The organism is Streptomyces sp. TS71-3 (assembly GCF_018327685.1).
Classification (GTDB): domain Bacteria; phylum Actinomycetota; class Actinomycetes; order Streptomycetales; family Streptomycetaceae; genus Streptomyces.
In genome coordinates this window covers 210,109-224,028 of record NZ_BNEL01000001.1, presented here as the reverse complement: position 1 = coordinate 224,028, position 13,920 = coordinate 210,109, and the positions used below count along the sequence as shown (strand labels likewise).

At 74.3% G+C, this 13,920-nt stretch carries 8 protein-coding genes and 1 pseudogene; 4 read left to right on the top strand and 5 right to left on the bottom strand.

Going from position 1 to position 13,920, the window contains the following annotated elements; all coding sequences use genetic code 11:
- Positions 1-32 precede the first annotated feature (32 nt).
- From Sm713_RS01040 to ssd, 4 genes are all read right to left on the bottom strand, one after another.
- On the bottom strand, positions 33-932 hold the full coding sequence (locus Sm713_RS01040; RefSeq protein WP_249416027.1) for a type II secretion system F family protein: 900 nt from the start codon (positions 930-932) through the stop codon (positions 33-35).
- Positions 933-945: 13 nt separating this feature from the next.
- The gene (locus tag Sm713_RS01035) at positions 946-1,911 is read right to left on the bottom strand and encodes a type II secretion system F family protein (protein WP_212911693.1); all 966 of its coding nucleotides are present in this window, start codon (positions 1,909-1,911) and stop codon (positions 946-948) included.
- Between the two features lie 68 nt (positions 1,912-1,979).
- Positions 1,980-3,143, bottom strand: a complete 1,164-nt coding sequence (locus tag Sm713_RS01030) for a TadA family conjugal transfer-associated ATPase (protein ID WP_212907821.1) — start codon at positions 3,141-3,143, stop codon at positions 1,980-1,982.
- A 314-nt stretch (positions 3,144-3,457) separates the two neighbouring features.
- Positions 3,458-4,564, bottom strand: a complete 1,107-nt coding sequence (gene ssd, locus Sm713_RS01025) for a septum site-determining protein Ssd (RefSeq protein ID WP_249416026.1) — start codon at positions 4,562-4,564, stop codon at positions 3,458-3,460.
- Positions 4,565-5,164: 600 nt separating this feature from the next.
- On the opposite strand from ssd, the gene Sm713_RS01020 reads away from it, so the two are divergent.
- Positions 5,165-5,998, top strand: a complete 834-nt coding sequence (locus tag Sm713_RS01020; RefSeq protein WP_212907820.1) for an HAD family phosphatase — start codon at positions 5,165-5,167, stop codon at positions 5,996-5,998.
- 546 nt (positions 5,999-6,544) lie between these two features.
- On the opposite strand, the gene Sm713_RS01015 is transcribed toward Sm713_RS01020, so the two are convergent.
- Complete coding sequence (locus Sm713_RS01015) at positions 6,545-7,441, bottom strand: oxidoreductase (RefSeq protein ID WP_212907819.1); 897 nt, start codon at positions 7,439-7,441, stop codon at positions 6,545-6,547.
- A gap of 115 nt (positions 7,442-7,556) precedes the next feature.
- On the opposite strand from Sm713_RS01015, the pseudogene Sm713_RS01010 reads away from it, so the two are divergent.
- From Sm713_RS01010 to acs, 3 genes and pseudogenes are all read left to right on the top strand, one after another.
- Positions 7,557-8,540: pseudogene (locus Sm713_RS01010) on the top strand (ATP-binding protein); the annotation flags it as partial.
- Between the two features lie 609 nt (positions 8,541-9,149).
- On the top strand, positions 9,150-11,237 hold the full coding sequence (locus tag Sm713_RS01005; protein ID WP_212907818.1) for a carbonic anhydrase: 2,088 nt from the start codon (positions 9,150-9,152) through the stop codon (positions 11,235-11,237).
- Between the two features lie 375 nt (positions 11,238-11,612).
- Positions 11,613-13,610, top strand: coding sequence for an acetate--CoA ligase (gene acs / locus Sm713_RS01000; RefSeq protein WP_212907817.1), 1,998 nt, complete (start codon positions 11,613-11,615; stop codon positions 13,608-13,610).
- The last annotated feature ends 310 nt before the right edge of the window (positions 13,611-13,920 follow it).

Genomic DNA, 13,920 nt, shown 5'->3' with positions numbered 1-13,920 from the left:
CCCCCGTGCGTGCGGTCCCCCGCCCCGACCGCCTAGCGGCCCAACACCCCGCCCAGCAGCCCGCGCGCCAGACCGATGACGACCGGCAGCACGCCGACCGTGATGAACGCGGGCAGGAAGCAGAGCCCCACCGGGGCCGTGATCAGGACGCCCGCATGGCGCGCCACCTCCAGGGCGACCCGGCCCCGTTCCGCTCTGGCCTCGGCGGCGAGTCGGGCGACCGGTGCGGCGGCGGGGGTGCCGGAGTCGCCCGCACGCTCCAGGAGCCGGGCCAGGGGGCCTGCGCCGGGGATCCGGGCCAGCCGCCGCCACGCCTCCGCGGGCTCGCCCCCGAGGCGTATCTCCGCCGCGCCCCACGCCAGGCGTACGCCGACCGGGCCGCCCAAGGACTCCCCCACCACGCGGGCGGCCGTGACGGGATCGGAGCCCGCGGCGATGCAGGCCGCCAAGAGATCGGCCGCCAGGGGGAGTTCGCGTACGGCGCGGGCGGTGTCGAACTCCTCCGACGGTGCCGGTCTGCGCTGCCACCACCACACCGCGCCGCCGCCCAGCACGCCCAGTGCGATCCCGAGAGCCCCGCCCACCAGGAGGTGTGCCGTGCCGATCGCCCCGAGCACCGGGGCCCATCTGCGCACCGCGGTGCGGGCACGCCGGCGTAGTCGCACGGCGTGAGGGCCACCGGGCTCCGCCTTCGCCGTCTGGGGCGTTCCTTCGGGCTCGTTGCCGGGTCGCCGGCCGCCTCGCCCACCCGCGCGCCCACGAGTGCCCGAGCCCGGCTCGCGGCCGGTGTCTGCGGTCCGGCCGAGGAGCGCGGCGGCTCTGCGCAGCTCCCTCTGCCGCTGCCGCCGTGCGCTGATCGCACCGAGGGCCAGCAGGACGCCGGCCACGGCCCACACCACCGCCCCCAGCCTGTGGACAACCTCCCCGTTCATCCTCGTTCCCCCTTCATCCCCGCTCTCCGTTCCGCACGATCCGCAGCGCCCACCACAGACCGGTGCCTTCCAGTACGCCGCCCACCAGCAGGCAGCCAAGGCCGGCGCCCGTGTGCAGCAGGACGTGCAGGGGACGGGCGCCCAGGGCACCGCCCAGCAGGAGCCCGAACACGGGCAGCACCGCGAGCAGCGCCGCCGTCGAGCGGGGTCCCGACAACTGGGCTCGCAGGTCCGCACGCTGGCTCTGCTCGGCTCGGAGAGCCGCCTCCAGGCGGTCGAGTCCGGCCGCCAGGCCCGCGCCGCTGTCCACGGCGACCCGCCAGCAGGCGGCGAGCCCCAGCAGACCTTCCGCTCCCGGATCCCGGGCGGCCGCCGCCAGGGCTCTGGGCACATCGCCGCCGAAGCGCGCGGCGGCCATCAGGGGTGCCTGTGCGGTGGCCAGGCCGCCCGACGCCCGTGCCGCGGCGAGCAGTGCCTCGCCGGGATGCCGCCCGGCCCGTACCTCGCCGGCCAGGGCGCCGCAGAGGGCGATCACGTCGTCGGCCCGTCGATCCCGCGCACGCCGCGCCCTGCGCGCCCTCGCCGCCCGGCGGGCCGGGGGCAGGACCGCCAGGCCGACCAGCAGCGGCAGGAGGGAGCGGCCGAGGGCGGCTACGCAGGCCGCCGCCACGAGGCACACCGTCTCGGGCCGCACCGCGAGGCGCGCCGCGGCGGCCGTCCACCGCCCTGGATCCCGGGCGGAACCGGGCCCGGCTTGTGCGACGGCCCCCCGCCCTCGTACGACGCCATCTGCGAGCTCCCGGAGGCCGAGCCCCCGAAGCCGCCCTGCGTCCGGAGCCGCGCCACCCGCCGGGAACAGCGACCGAACGCGACGCGCCCCTCCGTCCCCCGGGCACAACAGCCATGCGGCGGCGCCGGCACAGGCCATCGCCGCACCGATGCAGAGCAGTCCGATGAGCCGGCCCGCGCCGGACAGCATGAGTGCCGGCGCGGCCGGCGCGCCCGCGGCGGTCTGCCCGGCGACCAGCCCGCCGATCATCCGTACCGTCATGGCCGGCCTCCCCCGCCCCCGAGCAACCGCTCCAGGTGCTGCCAGCCCGTCTCGTAGACGAAGGCCGTGCTGCCCCAGCGGAGCGCCGGGACGGTCACCACGAGCCCTGAGGCGTCCCTCCGCAGGACATGCACTTCGGCGATGCGGCGCCGTCCGCCGCGGTCCCGCACCAGGTGGAGCACCACGGAGAGGGCTGCCGCGAGCTGGCTGTGGAGCGCGGCGCGGTCCAGGCCCGCGGCCGTACCCAGCGCTTCCAGCCGGGCCGGTACGTCGGCCGCGGCGTTGGCGTGCACCGTGCCGCAGCCGCCCTCGTGGCCGGTGTTGAGCGCGGCCAGCAGGTGGACGACCTCCGGGCCGCGGACCTCGCCGACCACGAGCCGGTCGGGCCGCATGCGCAGTGCCTGGCGCACCAGGTCCTGGAGCGTGACGAGCCCGGCCCCCTCCTGGTTGGCGGGTCTGGTCTCCAGGCGGACCACATGGGGGTGGTCGGGCCGCAGCTCCGCCGAGTCCTCGGCCAGCACGATCCGCTCGTCGGGCTCGACGAGGCCGAGGAGGGCGCTGAGCAGCGTCGTCTTCCCGGAGCCGGTGCCGCCGCTGATCAGGAACGACAGCCGGGCGTCGAGCAGGGCGCGCAGGATGCGGTCGCCGCCGGGCGGGACGGTGCCCGCCGCGACCAGCTCGCGCAGGGTGAAGGCGCGGGGCCGGACGACCCGCAGGGACAGGCAGGTGCATCCGACGGCCACCGGAGGAAGCACCGCGTGCAGCCGGGTGCCGTCGGGAAGGCGGGCGTCCACCCAGGGGTGCGCGTCGTCCAGCCTGCGGCCGGCGACCCCCGCCAGGCGCTGCGCGAGGCGGCGCACGGCCGCGGCATCGGTGAAGCGGACGCCGGTCAGTTCCAGGCCGCCGCCCCGGTCGAGCCAGACGCGGTCGGGTGCGGAGACCAGGACGTCCGTGACGGTCGGGTCGGCGAGCAAGGGTTCCAGCGGGCCCGTGCCGACGAGTTCGGAGCGCAGGTGGGTGGTCGCGGCCAGGACGTCGGCGTCGCCCAGGACCCTGCCCTGGGCGCGCAGCGCCTCGGCGACCCGCGCCGGTGTGGGGTCGTGGCCCCGTTCGGCGAGAAACTGGCGCACCCCGTCGAGCAGCCCGCGACCACTCGCCATCGGATCCTCCGGCCTCCGACGGCCGCCCGCGGCCCCCGGAGGCGATACGGGCACGCCATACGCCGAGGAGGACGGCAACGGTGACGGAGGCCGCGGCGGGGCCGGGGGCGGCGGTCCCGCGTCGGCTCCCGGCATCCCGGACCCGACCGTGCTCCACAGCGGCCCCACCACGGGCGCCGGCGCACCCCCACGCCCCTCGGACAGCCTCACCGGCTCCGTGGACAGCACCAGCCGCCTTCCGTACCGCCCGGCACCGGCCCCGTCGCCGCCACCGACACCCGTACCGCCACTGGTCGCAGCACCGCCGCCCCCGTTCATCGCGCACCCCCCGCGTCCGGCAGCCGGTCCCACAGGGCCGTGCAGAAGCGGGCCAGCGGGCCCTTGTGGTCGCGGCCCGGTGGGGCCCCGGCCTGCTGGGCGGACGTCAGGCCGGGGTCCTGGGGCAGTTCGCCCGCGAGGGGGAGGCCGAGGAGGCGGGCCACCTCGTCGGGGGCGAGGGAGCCCGGTGGGCGGCCCGAGGCCGGTGGGCGTACGACGATCCGCAGGTCGCGCAGGACCATGCCGGCCGCGGAGGCCACCTTGCCCGCGGCGGCCACCGCGCGCAGCTCCGCGGGCACCAGCAGCAGCCCCAGGTCGATCTGGGCGAGGGCCTCGGCCACGCCCTCGTCCACCCGCCGGGGCAAATCCACGACGACCGCGCCGCCACGCCGCCGGGCCGCCGCGAGGACCGCGCGCATGGCTTCCGGGGCGACCACGACGGTGTCCCCGCGGTCCCAGCTGAGGAGCCTCAGCGAGTGCAGCTCGGGCAGCGACTCCTCCAGGGCGCCGCCGCCGACCCGGCCCCGGGAGGCGGCCAGGTCGGGCCAGCGCAGGCCCTCGGCCGACTCGCCGCCGAGCAGGACGTCGAGACCGCCGCCGAGTGGATCGGCGTCGACGAGCATGGTGCGGCGTCCTGCACGGGCGGCCGTGACGGCCAGCGCGCAGGCCAGAGTGGAGGCGCCCGCGCCCCCTCGGCCGCCGATCACGCCGACCGTGACAGCGGGCCGGCCCACCCCCTCGGCGACGTCCGCGATGCGGTCGACCAGCCACTGCTCGCCGTCCGGCAGCACCAGCACGTGGTCGGCACCGATCTCGACGCCGCGGCGCCACACCCCCGGATCGTCCTGGTCGCGCCCGACGAGCACCACGCCGCCGCGGCGGGCGGCGCCGCGCAGCCGCGGCACGGCGTCGTCGCCCACCAGGACCAGCGGCGCCTTCTCCCAGCCGCCCCGGCGTCCGGGGACGCCGTGGTGCACCTCCGGGCGTGCGCCCGCCGCCGCGCACAGGCGCAGCAGATCGTCCAGGAGGTCGATGTCCTCGGTGATGATCAGGGGCGCGCGGCCGCTCGTCTCCGCCGTTTCCCCCAGATCGTTGGAGAGCACTCCAACCACTATTTCCAGCCCCCTTCGCCACGCATCCCGCGAGGCCCCCCGCGGGCCCGCGAATGCCCTTCACGCGAAGAACCGGCCACTGGACGGCTAACGGGTGTCGATAAGAACCGGCCAATGGAACCGGTCCCAAACCGAAGCACCCACGAACTTCGCAAGCAGGGCGTGCCGAATCACCGTGCCGCGAACCTGGAAATCGTGTGGATCTTGGTCGATAACTGTGGACGACCGGGCGGATGTGAATATCGTCGTCACCCACACAAGTGACGCGCGGAGACCCCCGACAGCCCTCGGGACGGCGCCTCCAGGGCAGCCCGGAAGTTACGCAGAGTGACGATTCAGGAGAGGGCTGGGCGCGGCACCATCGGCCGCCGCCCGGCTCCGAAGAGCGGGTCCGGAGGGGCAAAAACCCGTCCGGACATGCGACGACCCCCGCCGGGGGGGAGAGCGGGGGTCGTCCCCACGGCCGACTCGGGGGGGGAGGAGTCGGGCCGGGTTAGCACGGTCGCGAACGATCCGTGACTTCCATGGTGTACCCGAGAGCCTTCTCAGGCAAACCCACGCGCCACAGCTTACGCCGAATGGCGGGCGCATATGCTCGGGCTCGTGGAAAACCACTCCTTGCCTCGGACAGCAGCCTTCTTTGACCTGGACAAGACGGTCATTGCGAAGTCGAGCACGCTCACCTTCAGCAAGTCGTTCTACCAAGGCGGACTCATCGGACGCAGGGACGTACTGCGCACCGCCTATGCGCAGTTCGTCTTCCTTGCGGGCGGCGCAGACCATGACCAGATGGAACGCATGCGGGCGTACCTGTCAGCCTTGTGCCGCGGATGGAACGTCCGGCAGGTCAAGGAGATCGTGGCCGAGACCCTGCACGGCCTCATCGATCCGATCATCTACGACGAGGCCGCCTCGCTCATCGAGGAGCACCACTCCGCGGGCCGCGATGTGGTGATCGTCTCCACCTCGGGCGCCGAGGTGGTCGAACCCATCGGCGAGCTGCTGGGCGCGGACCGCGTGGTCGCCACCCGGATGGTGGTGGGCGACGACGGATGTTTCACCGGCGAGATCGAGTACTACGCCTACGGGCCCACGAAGGCCGAGGCGATCAGGGAGCTGGCCGAGTCCGAGGGGTACGACCTGTCACGCTGCCACGCCTACAGCGACTCGGCGACGGACCTGCCGATGCTGGAGGCCGTCGGGCACCCCTGCGCCGTCAACCCCGACCGGGCGCTGCGGCGGGAGGCCTTGGCTCGACAGTGGCCGATTCTCGACTTCCACCGCCCGGTCCGGCTCAAGCAGCGGCTGCCCTCGCTGTCCGTGCCGCCGCGGCCCGCGCTCATGGCCGCGGCGGCGGTCGGAGCGGCGGCGGCGACGGCGGGACTCGTCTGGTACGCCAGCCGGCGGCGCGCCGCGACGGCCTGACGCGACGCCACGGCGCCCTGCCGTCGGACCTGCGCCGGTGCGACGACGGGGCGCGCAGGGCGCACACGGCGCACACCGGCGAAGAGGTGCCAGTCCCGATCACCCCGAACGAAGAGGCACGGGCCCGATCGATCCGATCGAAGAGGCGCGAGTCCCGATCGATCCGATCGAAGAGGCGCAGGCCCGATCCCCTCAGGCACAGAAATGCGGCGGTACGACAACTACTCGTACCGCCGCTGGCACGGACACGTGGTTACCATGCGTCCTTTTTTAGCGCCCACCGAGTCGGAACCAGGTCCCGTTGCCCGGTGCGGCTGGCCCGTATTCGACGGGTCGGCGTTGCGTGGGTGCCATGTGCCCGTGCTCGGTCCGTGGGGCCGGTGCGTGTCGAGGTGATCCTCTCGGATGTCCCTGGTCTCGCGGGCCGTCAATTCCTTTGTACTCCTGCGCCCCGTGCGGCGAAACCCCCTCCGCATGGTCTTTACTTTTAGGTTCAAATAAGACAAGTGGGGCAGGTCCCTCGACCGGCCATGGGCGGCGCCTCGCTCAGGCGGCACCTCGTTGCAGGGCCTCGCAGACCGCCGTCGACTCCCGGGCGCCCAACTCGACCGCACGCCCGCAGTGGGCGATCCAGGCCGCCATCCCCTGCGGCGTTCCGGAGACGTAGCCCTGGAGGGCGGTCAGATACGCCTCGCGACCCTGCTCCTGGTGACCCACCTCGGCCGGGCAGACCGACTTGGGGTCGAGGCCGCTGCCCACCAGGACGATGCGTTCCGCCGCGCGCGCGACCAGCCCGTTGCGGGAGGTGAAGGGCCGCAGCGCCAGCAGCTCTCCGTGCACCACAGCCGCCGTCACCAGGGCCGGCGCCGAGCCGCCCGCGACGATCAGAGCGGCCAGGCCGTCGAGACGTACGGCGACCTCGTCCGCGTCCGGCAGGGGCAGCTCGCCGAGCTCCTCCTCGACGCGCTCCCCCGCCCGGCGGGGGCGTCCGACGTCGTCCCCGTTTCCCACGGGGGCCTCCCCGCGGGGTGCGAGCGCTCCTCCGCCGGGCGCACCGGCCGCCCCGCTCCCCGCCGCGGCCAGCAGATGGAGGCGGGCCATCACCCGCAGCGGCGACTGGCGCCAGATGGAGAGCAGTTGGCCCGCCTCGGCGGTCAGCCGGAGGGCCGCGCCGACGGTGGGGGCCGGGTCGGCGGCGTCCGCGCCCCGGAAGTCGGTGCGCCTGCGGACCTCTTCGAGCGCCCAGTCGGCGCCGGAGAGCGCGGCCGAGGCACGCGCGCCCCTCAGCGCCGCCTCCGAGGAGATCTCCGGGCTGCGGCGCCGCATGACCCGGTGACCGTAGACACCGTCAACGGCACGCCGTACGGACTCCACGGCGTCCCCGACTCCGGGCAGCTCGCCGAGCGCGGCGAGCGGATCTGCGGACGCACCTGTCGTACTCATGAGTACGACCCTACGCACCCGGGAGAGCGGCCCCACGATGGAGTGGCTTCCCGGCACGATGGAGTGGCTTCGCGACCCAGGATGACCACGAAAGAGAGCCGAACGACTACTCTACGTGAATGTGAAGATCGCTTTCGTGGGAAAGGGCGGCAGCGGCAAGACCACTCTGTCCTCCCTGTTCATCCGCCACCTCGCCGCCACCGGCGCCCCCGTCGTGGCCGTGGACGCCGACATCAACCAGCACCTGGGCACGGCGCTGGGTCTCAGCGAGGACGCGGCCGCTGCGCTGCCCGCCATGGGGGCCGGACTGCCCCTGATCAAGGACTACCTGCGCGGCTCCAACCCGCGGATCGGCTCGGCCGACGCCATGATCAAGACGACTCCGCCGGGCAGCGGGTCGAAGCTGCTGCGGGTCCGCGAGGACAACCCCGTCTACGACGCGTGCGCGCGCCCGGTGGAACTCGACGGCGGCGCGGTGCGCCTGATGGTCACGGGCCCGTTCGCGGACGCGGACCTCGGCGTGGCCTGCTACCACTCCAAGACGGGCGCCGTGGAGCTCTGCCTGAACCACCTCGTGGACGGGCCCGGCGAGTACGTCGTCGTCGACATGACGGCGGGCTCCGACTCGTTCGCGTCGGGGATGTTCACCCGCTTCGACATGACGTTCCTGGTCGCCGAGCCCACCCGCAAGGGCGTGTCCGTGTACCGCCAGTACAAGGAGTACGCGCAGGACTTCGGCGTCACCCTGAGGGTCGTCGGCAACAAGGTGCAGGGCCGGGACGACATCGACTTCCTGGCGGACGCGGCCGGTGACGACCTGTTGACGACCTTCGGACACTCCACCTGGGTGCGCACCCTGGAGAAGGGGCGCCCGCCCCGCTTCGAGACCCTGGAGGGCGCCAACCAGCGCGCCCTGGGGACGCTCAAGGCAGCCGCCGACGCCACCTACGCGACGCGCGACTGGGAGCGCTACACGCGCCAGATGGTGCACTTCCACCTGAAGAACGCCCAGAGCTGGGGGAACGAGCGGACGGGCACGGACCTCGCCCGCCAGGTCGACCCGGGGTTCGTCCTGCGGGAGTCCTCCGCGGCCGCCGCCGAAGCCGCGTCCCTCCCCGACGCCGCGTCCCCGTCCGACGCCGCGTCCCCGTCCGACGCCGCGTCCCCGTCCGACGCCGCGTCCCCGTCCGACGCCGCATCCACGGCGGATGCCGCATGCGCCGCTGAGGTCGAGGTCGAAGCCGCGCCCGCCGCCGGCGCCGAGGCCGTGCAACCGGCCTGACCGTCCCGCACGCGCGCGCCGGGGCGCCGGTTGCGGAGCCCCGGCCGTGCCCGGCCCCGGCCCCGGCTCCGGCCCGCGGCGCTCCGGGCAACGCGGCGTGCAACCGGTCGTGAACGGCATGAACGAGCACGGACGGACGCGTGGGCGCGCTCGCCAGCCCGAGGCTGCCCGACGCAGCGAGACGCAGCGAGACGCAGCGAGACGCAGCGAGACGCAGCGAGACGCACATCACACATATCACCCCTACGGGTGGATCGTTGCCCCGAATGCCTGAATCATCCTGACGCCATCTTTACCCTGTATTACGGTTCGTTTACCGAGAGTTGAGCAAGCTCAGCGTCGCCGCATGCCGTGAACTCCGTCCGGCTGCGGTCAGGCCGATCACCCGACCGTCTCACGACCGCGCCGCTTCTCAGGAGACGAACCATGTCAGCCTGCACGTCCTCTCGCGCTGCCGACCCGGCACCCACAGCGCGTCCGCACAAGCCTCATGGTCTGCCCGTCGTCTTTCTGATCGCGCTGCCGCTCTGCCTGGGGATCGCGCTGGCTGCCGGGGCCCCGCTGCCGGCGGGGCTGGTGGCCGCGGCGGGCGGCGGGCTGATCGCGGGGTGGCTGGGGGGCTCGCCCCTGTGGGCGAGTGCGGTCGCGGCGGGATTCGCCGTGGTCTCGGCCGAGTTCGTCGAGCGCCACGGGTGGCGAGCGGCCTGCGTCACGGTCGCGCTCGCCATGGTCATCCAGCTCATCCGCGCCTGCCTCCCGGCGGCACGCCCCGCCGGCGCACCACCCCGGCTCGCCCCGGGCGGCCGCGCGCCCGCCGCCGTCCGGGGCGGCACCGCCACCGGCTCACTCGCGACCACACCGCCCGCCGGCCCCTCGCCCACCGCACCCCGGGAGGACACCCGCCCGGCGCGGGCGGGCGGGGGACACCCCACACGGGCCCGTATCGCCCGCCTCGCACGCCGACTCGTGTCCTGGCGGGACATCAGGGGCACCCGGCCGGTGCTCGGTTCCGGACGCCCGGGGTGGCCCGGGCGCGCCCGGCGGGCAGGCGGGGCGATGCCGGCCGTGTGCACCGGGGCGGCCATGGTGGGCGCGCTCGCCGGCCCCGGGCTGCCCGGCGCGCTGCCGGAATCGTGGGACAGCCAGGTCCTGGCGGGGTTCCCGGACGGACCGGTGGCCGCCACCGTGGCCGGCGTACTCACCCTCACCCTGGTGTGCGCCCTCCCGTCGCCGGGCGTCGCGGGAGTCGCGTTCCGCGCCCCTGGCGCCGTCCGCCGCCCCGACGCGTTCCTGTGGGCCGTGACCGCGCTGGCCGTGCTCCTGCTGGGCGTGCTGCCGGGGGTGGTCGTGGTCCTGGTGACGGTGGCCGCACTCGGCCTGTACGGGCGCCTGCGGTACCGCGGTGCACGTCAGGGCGGTACCGGAGGGCTCGCCGTGGAGACGGCCGCGGGGCTCCTCGCGCCGGGCGAGCGGCCCGGCCGCACACCGGGCCCGGGCCACCGCTCCTGGGCCCGGGCCGGCGGCCTCTTCCCCGTCACCCAGCCGGCGGCACCCTCCCCGGGGCACCTCCCCGCCGAACCCGGCGCCCTGACCGGTACGGACGACTCCGGAAGCCGGGACGGCTCCGGGGCCCGCCCGGAGATGCGCTTCGCCGGGCACCTCGGCCTCCGTGCCGTACCGCAGGCCCAGGCCCAGGCCCAGGCACATACCCAGACGCCGGCGCAGTCGCAGTCGCAGTCACAGTCGCAGGCCCAGACGGCCGGCCGGCCGAGTGCGCTGCACCAACTCACCACCGGCATCAGTTCCTTCCAGCGGCACACCGCGCCCCTGGTGCGCGACGAGCTGGCCCGGCTGGCGCGGGAGGGGCAGCGGCCCACCCAGCTCTTCCTGACCTGCGCCGACTCGCGCCTCGTGACCTCGATGATCACCTCCAGCGGTCCCGGCGACCTCTTCGTCGTACGGAACATCGGCAACCTCGTCCCCCCGCCCGGCGAGGAGCACGGCGACCACTCCGTGGCCGCCGCCATCGAGTACGCGGTGGACGTGCTGAAGGTGCGCTCCATCACCGTGTGCGGCCACTCGGGATGCGGCGCGATGCAGGCACTGCTCGCCGCGGCCGAGGAAGGTGGCCCCCCGCCCCGCACGCCCCCGGTCACCCCTGGCCCCGATCTCCCCGCACCCGTGGAGACCCCCCTGAAGCGCTGGCTGCGGCACGGGCGGCCGGGCCTGGAGTGGATGCGGGGCGCGCAGGCGCCGCCCGTACGGCTCGGTGGACGGCCGCCCGCCGACGCGGTCGAGCAGCTGTGCCTGACGAACGTGCTGCAACAGCTCGCCCACCTGCGCACCCACGAGGCCGTCGCGCGCGGCCTGGCCGCCGAAGAACTCGACCTGCACGGGATGTACTTCCACGTCGGCGAGGCCCAGGCCTACCTGCTGGCCGACGACGGCACTCCGGCCTTCACGCAGGTGGCCCCGGCGGCACACGCGGACCCGGCCGGGGATCCGTCGCAATAAGCCCGCCGGAATCCCACGGCAGCCGCAAGGCAGTCCCACGCGAGCCCCCGCAGACCCCCCACCGAGCCCCTACCGAACCTCCCACGGAACCCCCACCGAGGCCCCCACCGGATCCCGCGGAACCCCGCAGGACCTCCTACGGAAGCCCCACCGAGCCCCTCACCGGACCTCCCGCGGAACCCCCACCGGACCTCCCACCGAACCCTCACCGGACCCCCCGCCGAACCCCTCGCGGAAGCGTCACATCATCCCTCCCCTCCGCCCGCCCCCACGGGGCCTACGCTGGCCGCAGGATCAGTGGGCCCAGGCACCGGCAACAGGTCTAAACCAGTTGTCGGCCAGCTCTTGTCACCAGGGGTACGCGTCTGATGAGCTGTGGCCTGGGACACAACGGACACCCTGGGAAAGGGAGATGTCGTGAGCAACGAAAGCCTGGCCAACCTCTTGAAGGAGGAGCGTCGTTTCGCGCCCCCCGCGGACCTGGCCGCGAACGCCAATGTCACCGCGGAGGCGTATGAACAGGCCAAGGCTGACAGGCTCGGCTTCTGGGCCGAGCAGGCCCGCCGGCTGACCTGGGCCACCGAGCCCACCGAGACCCTGGACTGGTCGAACCCGCCCTTCGCGAAGTGGTTCGCGGACGGCAAGCTCAACGTCGCCTACAACTGCGTGGACCGCCACGTCGAGGCGGGCCACGGCGACCGGGTGGCGATCCACTTCGAGGGCGAGCCCGGCGACGGCCGGGCGATCACCTACGCCGAACTCAAGGACGAGGTGTCCCGGGCGGCCAACGCCCTCACCGAACTGGGCGTCGCCAAGGGCGACCGGGTCGCCGTCTACCTGCCGATGATCCCCGAGGCGGTCGTGGCGATGCTGGCCTGCGCCCGGATCGGCGCGGCCCACTCCGTCGTCTTCGGCGGCTTCTCCGCGGACGCGATCGCGACCCGGATCGACGACGCCGACGCCAAGCTCGTGATCACCGCCGACGGCGGCTACCGCCGCGGCAAGCCGTCGGCGCTCAAGCCGGCCGTGGACGACGCCGTCTCCCGCACCCAGAGCGTCGAGAAGGTCCTGGTGGTACGCCGCACCGGGCAGGACGTGGCCTGGAACGCGGACCGCGACGTCTGGTGGCACGAGATCACCGAGCGGCAGTCGGCGGAGCACACCCCCGAGGCGTTCGACGCCGAGCACCCGCTCTACATCCTCTACACCTCCGGCACCACCGGAAAGCCCAAGGGCATCCTGCACACGTCCGGCGGCTACCTCACCCAGGCGTCCTACACCACCCACGCCGTCTTCGACCTCAAGCCGGAGACGGACGTCTACTGGTGCACGGCCGACATCGGCTGGGTCACCGGCCACTCGTACATCGTCTACGGCCCGCTCTCGAACGGCGCCACCCAGGTGATCTACGAGGGCACCCCGGACACCCCGCACCAGGGCCGCTTCTGGGAGATCGTGCAGAAGTACGGCGTCACGATCCTCTACACCGCGCCGACCGCGATCCGCACGTTCATGAAGTGGGGCGACGACATCCCCGCCAAGTTCGACCTCAGCAGCCTGCGGGTGCTGGGCTCGGTCGGGGAGCCGATCAACCCCGAGGCGTGGATCTGGTACCGCAAGCACATCGGCGGCGACCGCTGCCCGATCGTGGACACCTGGTGGCAGACCGAGACCGGCGCGATGATGATCTCCCCGCTGCCCGGCGTGACGGAGGCCAAGCCCGGCTCCGCGCAGCGCCCGCTGCCCGGCATCTCCGCCACGGTCGTCGACGACGAGGCCAACGAGGTGCCGAACGGCGGCGGTGGCTACCTCGTCCTCACCGAGCCCTGGCCGTCCATGCTCCGCACCATCTGGGGCGACGACCAGCGCTTCCTGGACACGTACTGGTCGCGGTTCCCGGAGCGGTACTTCGCGGGCGACGGCGCCAAGAAGGACGACGACGGCGACGTCTGGCTGCTCGGCCGCGTCGATGACGTGATGCTCGTCTCCGGCCACAACATCTCCACCACGGAGGTGGAGTCCGCGCTGGTCTCGCACCCGTCGGTCGCCGAGGCCGCGGTCGTCGGCGCGGCGGACGAGACGACGGGCCAGGCCATCGTCGCCTTCGTCATCCTGCGCGGCACGGCAAGCGAGGACGCGAGCCTCGTCGGCGCGCTCAGGGACCACGTCGGCAAGACGCTGGGCGCGATCGCCAAGCCGAAGCGGATCCTGCCGGTGGCGGAGCTGCCGAAGACCCGCTCCGGGAAGATCATGCGCCGGCTGCTCCGGGACGTCGCGGAGAACCGCGCGCTCGGGGACGTCACGACGCTGACCGACTCGTCGGTGATGGACCTCATCCAGTCGAAGCTGCCGTCGGCGCCCAGCGAGGACTGAGCGCCGGGAGATCCGCAGCCGCCAGCGCCCCGGGGCCCGGGCCCACCCCGGTCCCGGGGCGCCCGGGTTCCGGGCGGGCCGTTCCCCCGGACCTCGCCTGCCCGGGACTCACGCGCACGGGGGCGCCCGAGCCCAGGCACCCGGCAGCCCGCAGCCGTCAGCCGTCAGCCGTCAGCCGTCAGCGCCCGAGGCTCAGGCAGCCGACCGCGCCCGAGGCCCACGCACCCGCCGGCACCCGGGACCCACGCACCCGCTGACGCCCCAGGACTGCCGGAGCCCTCGGCGCGGCCGAGCACCCCCACCCCCGGAA

Coding starts and splice junctions, on each gene's coding strand:
- Sm713_RS01020 (WP_212907820.1), top strand. CDS start 5,165: ATGCTCGGGCTCGTGGAAAACCACTCCTTGCCTCGGACAGCAGCCTTC.
- Sm713_RS01035 (WP_212911693.1), bottom strand. CDS start 1,911: ATGCTGTCCGGCGCGGGCCGGCTCATCGGACTGCTCTGCATCGGTGCG.
- Sm713_RS01040 (WP_249416027.1), bottom strand. CDS start 932: ATGAACGGGGAGGTTGTCCACAGGCTGGGGGCGGTGGTGTGGGCCGTG.
- Sm713_RS01005 (WP_212907818.1), top strand. CDS start 9,150: ATGTCAGCCTGCACGTCCTCTCGCGCTGCCGACCCGGCACCCACAGCG.
- Sm713_RS01030 (WP_212907821.1), bottom strand. CDS start 3,143: ATGGCGAGTGGTCGCGGGCTGCTCGACGGGGTGCGCCAGTTTCTCGCC.
- Sm713_RS01015 (WP_212907819.1), bottom strand. CDS start 7,441: ATGAGTACGACAGGTGCGTCCGCAGATCCGCTCGCCGCGCTCGGCGAG.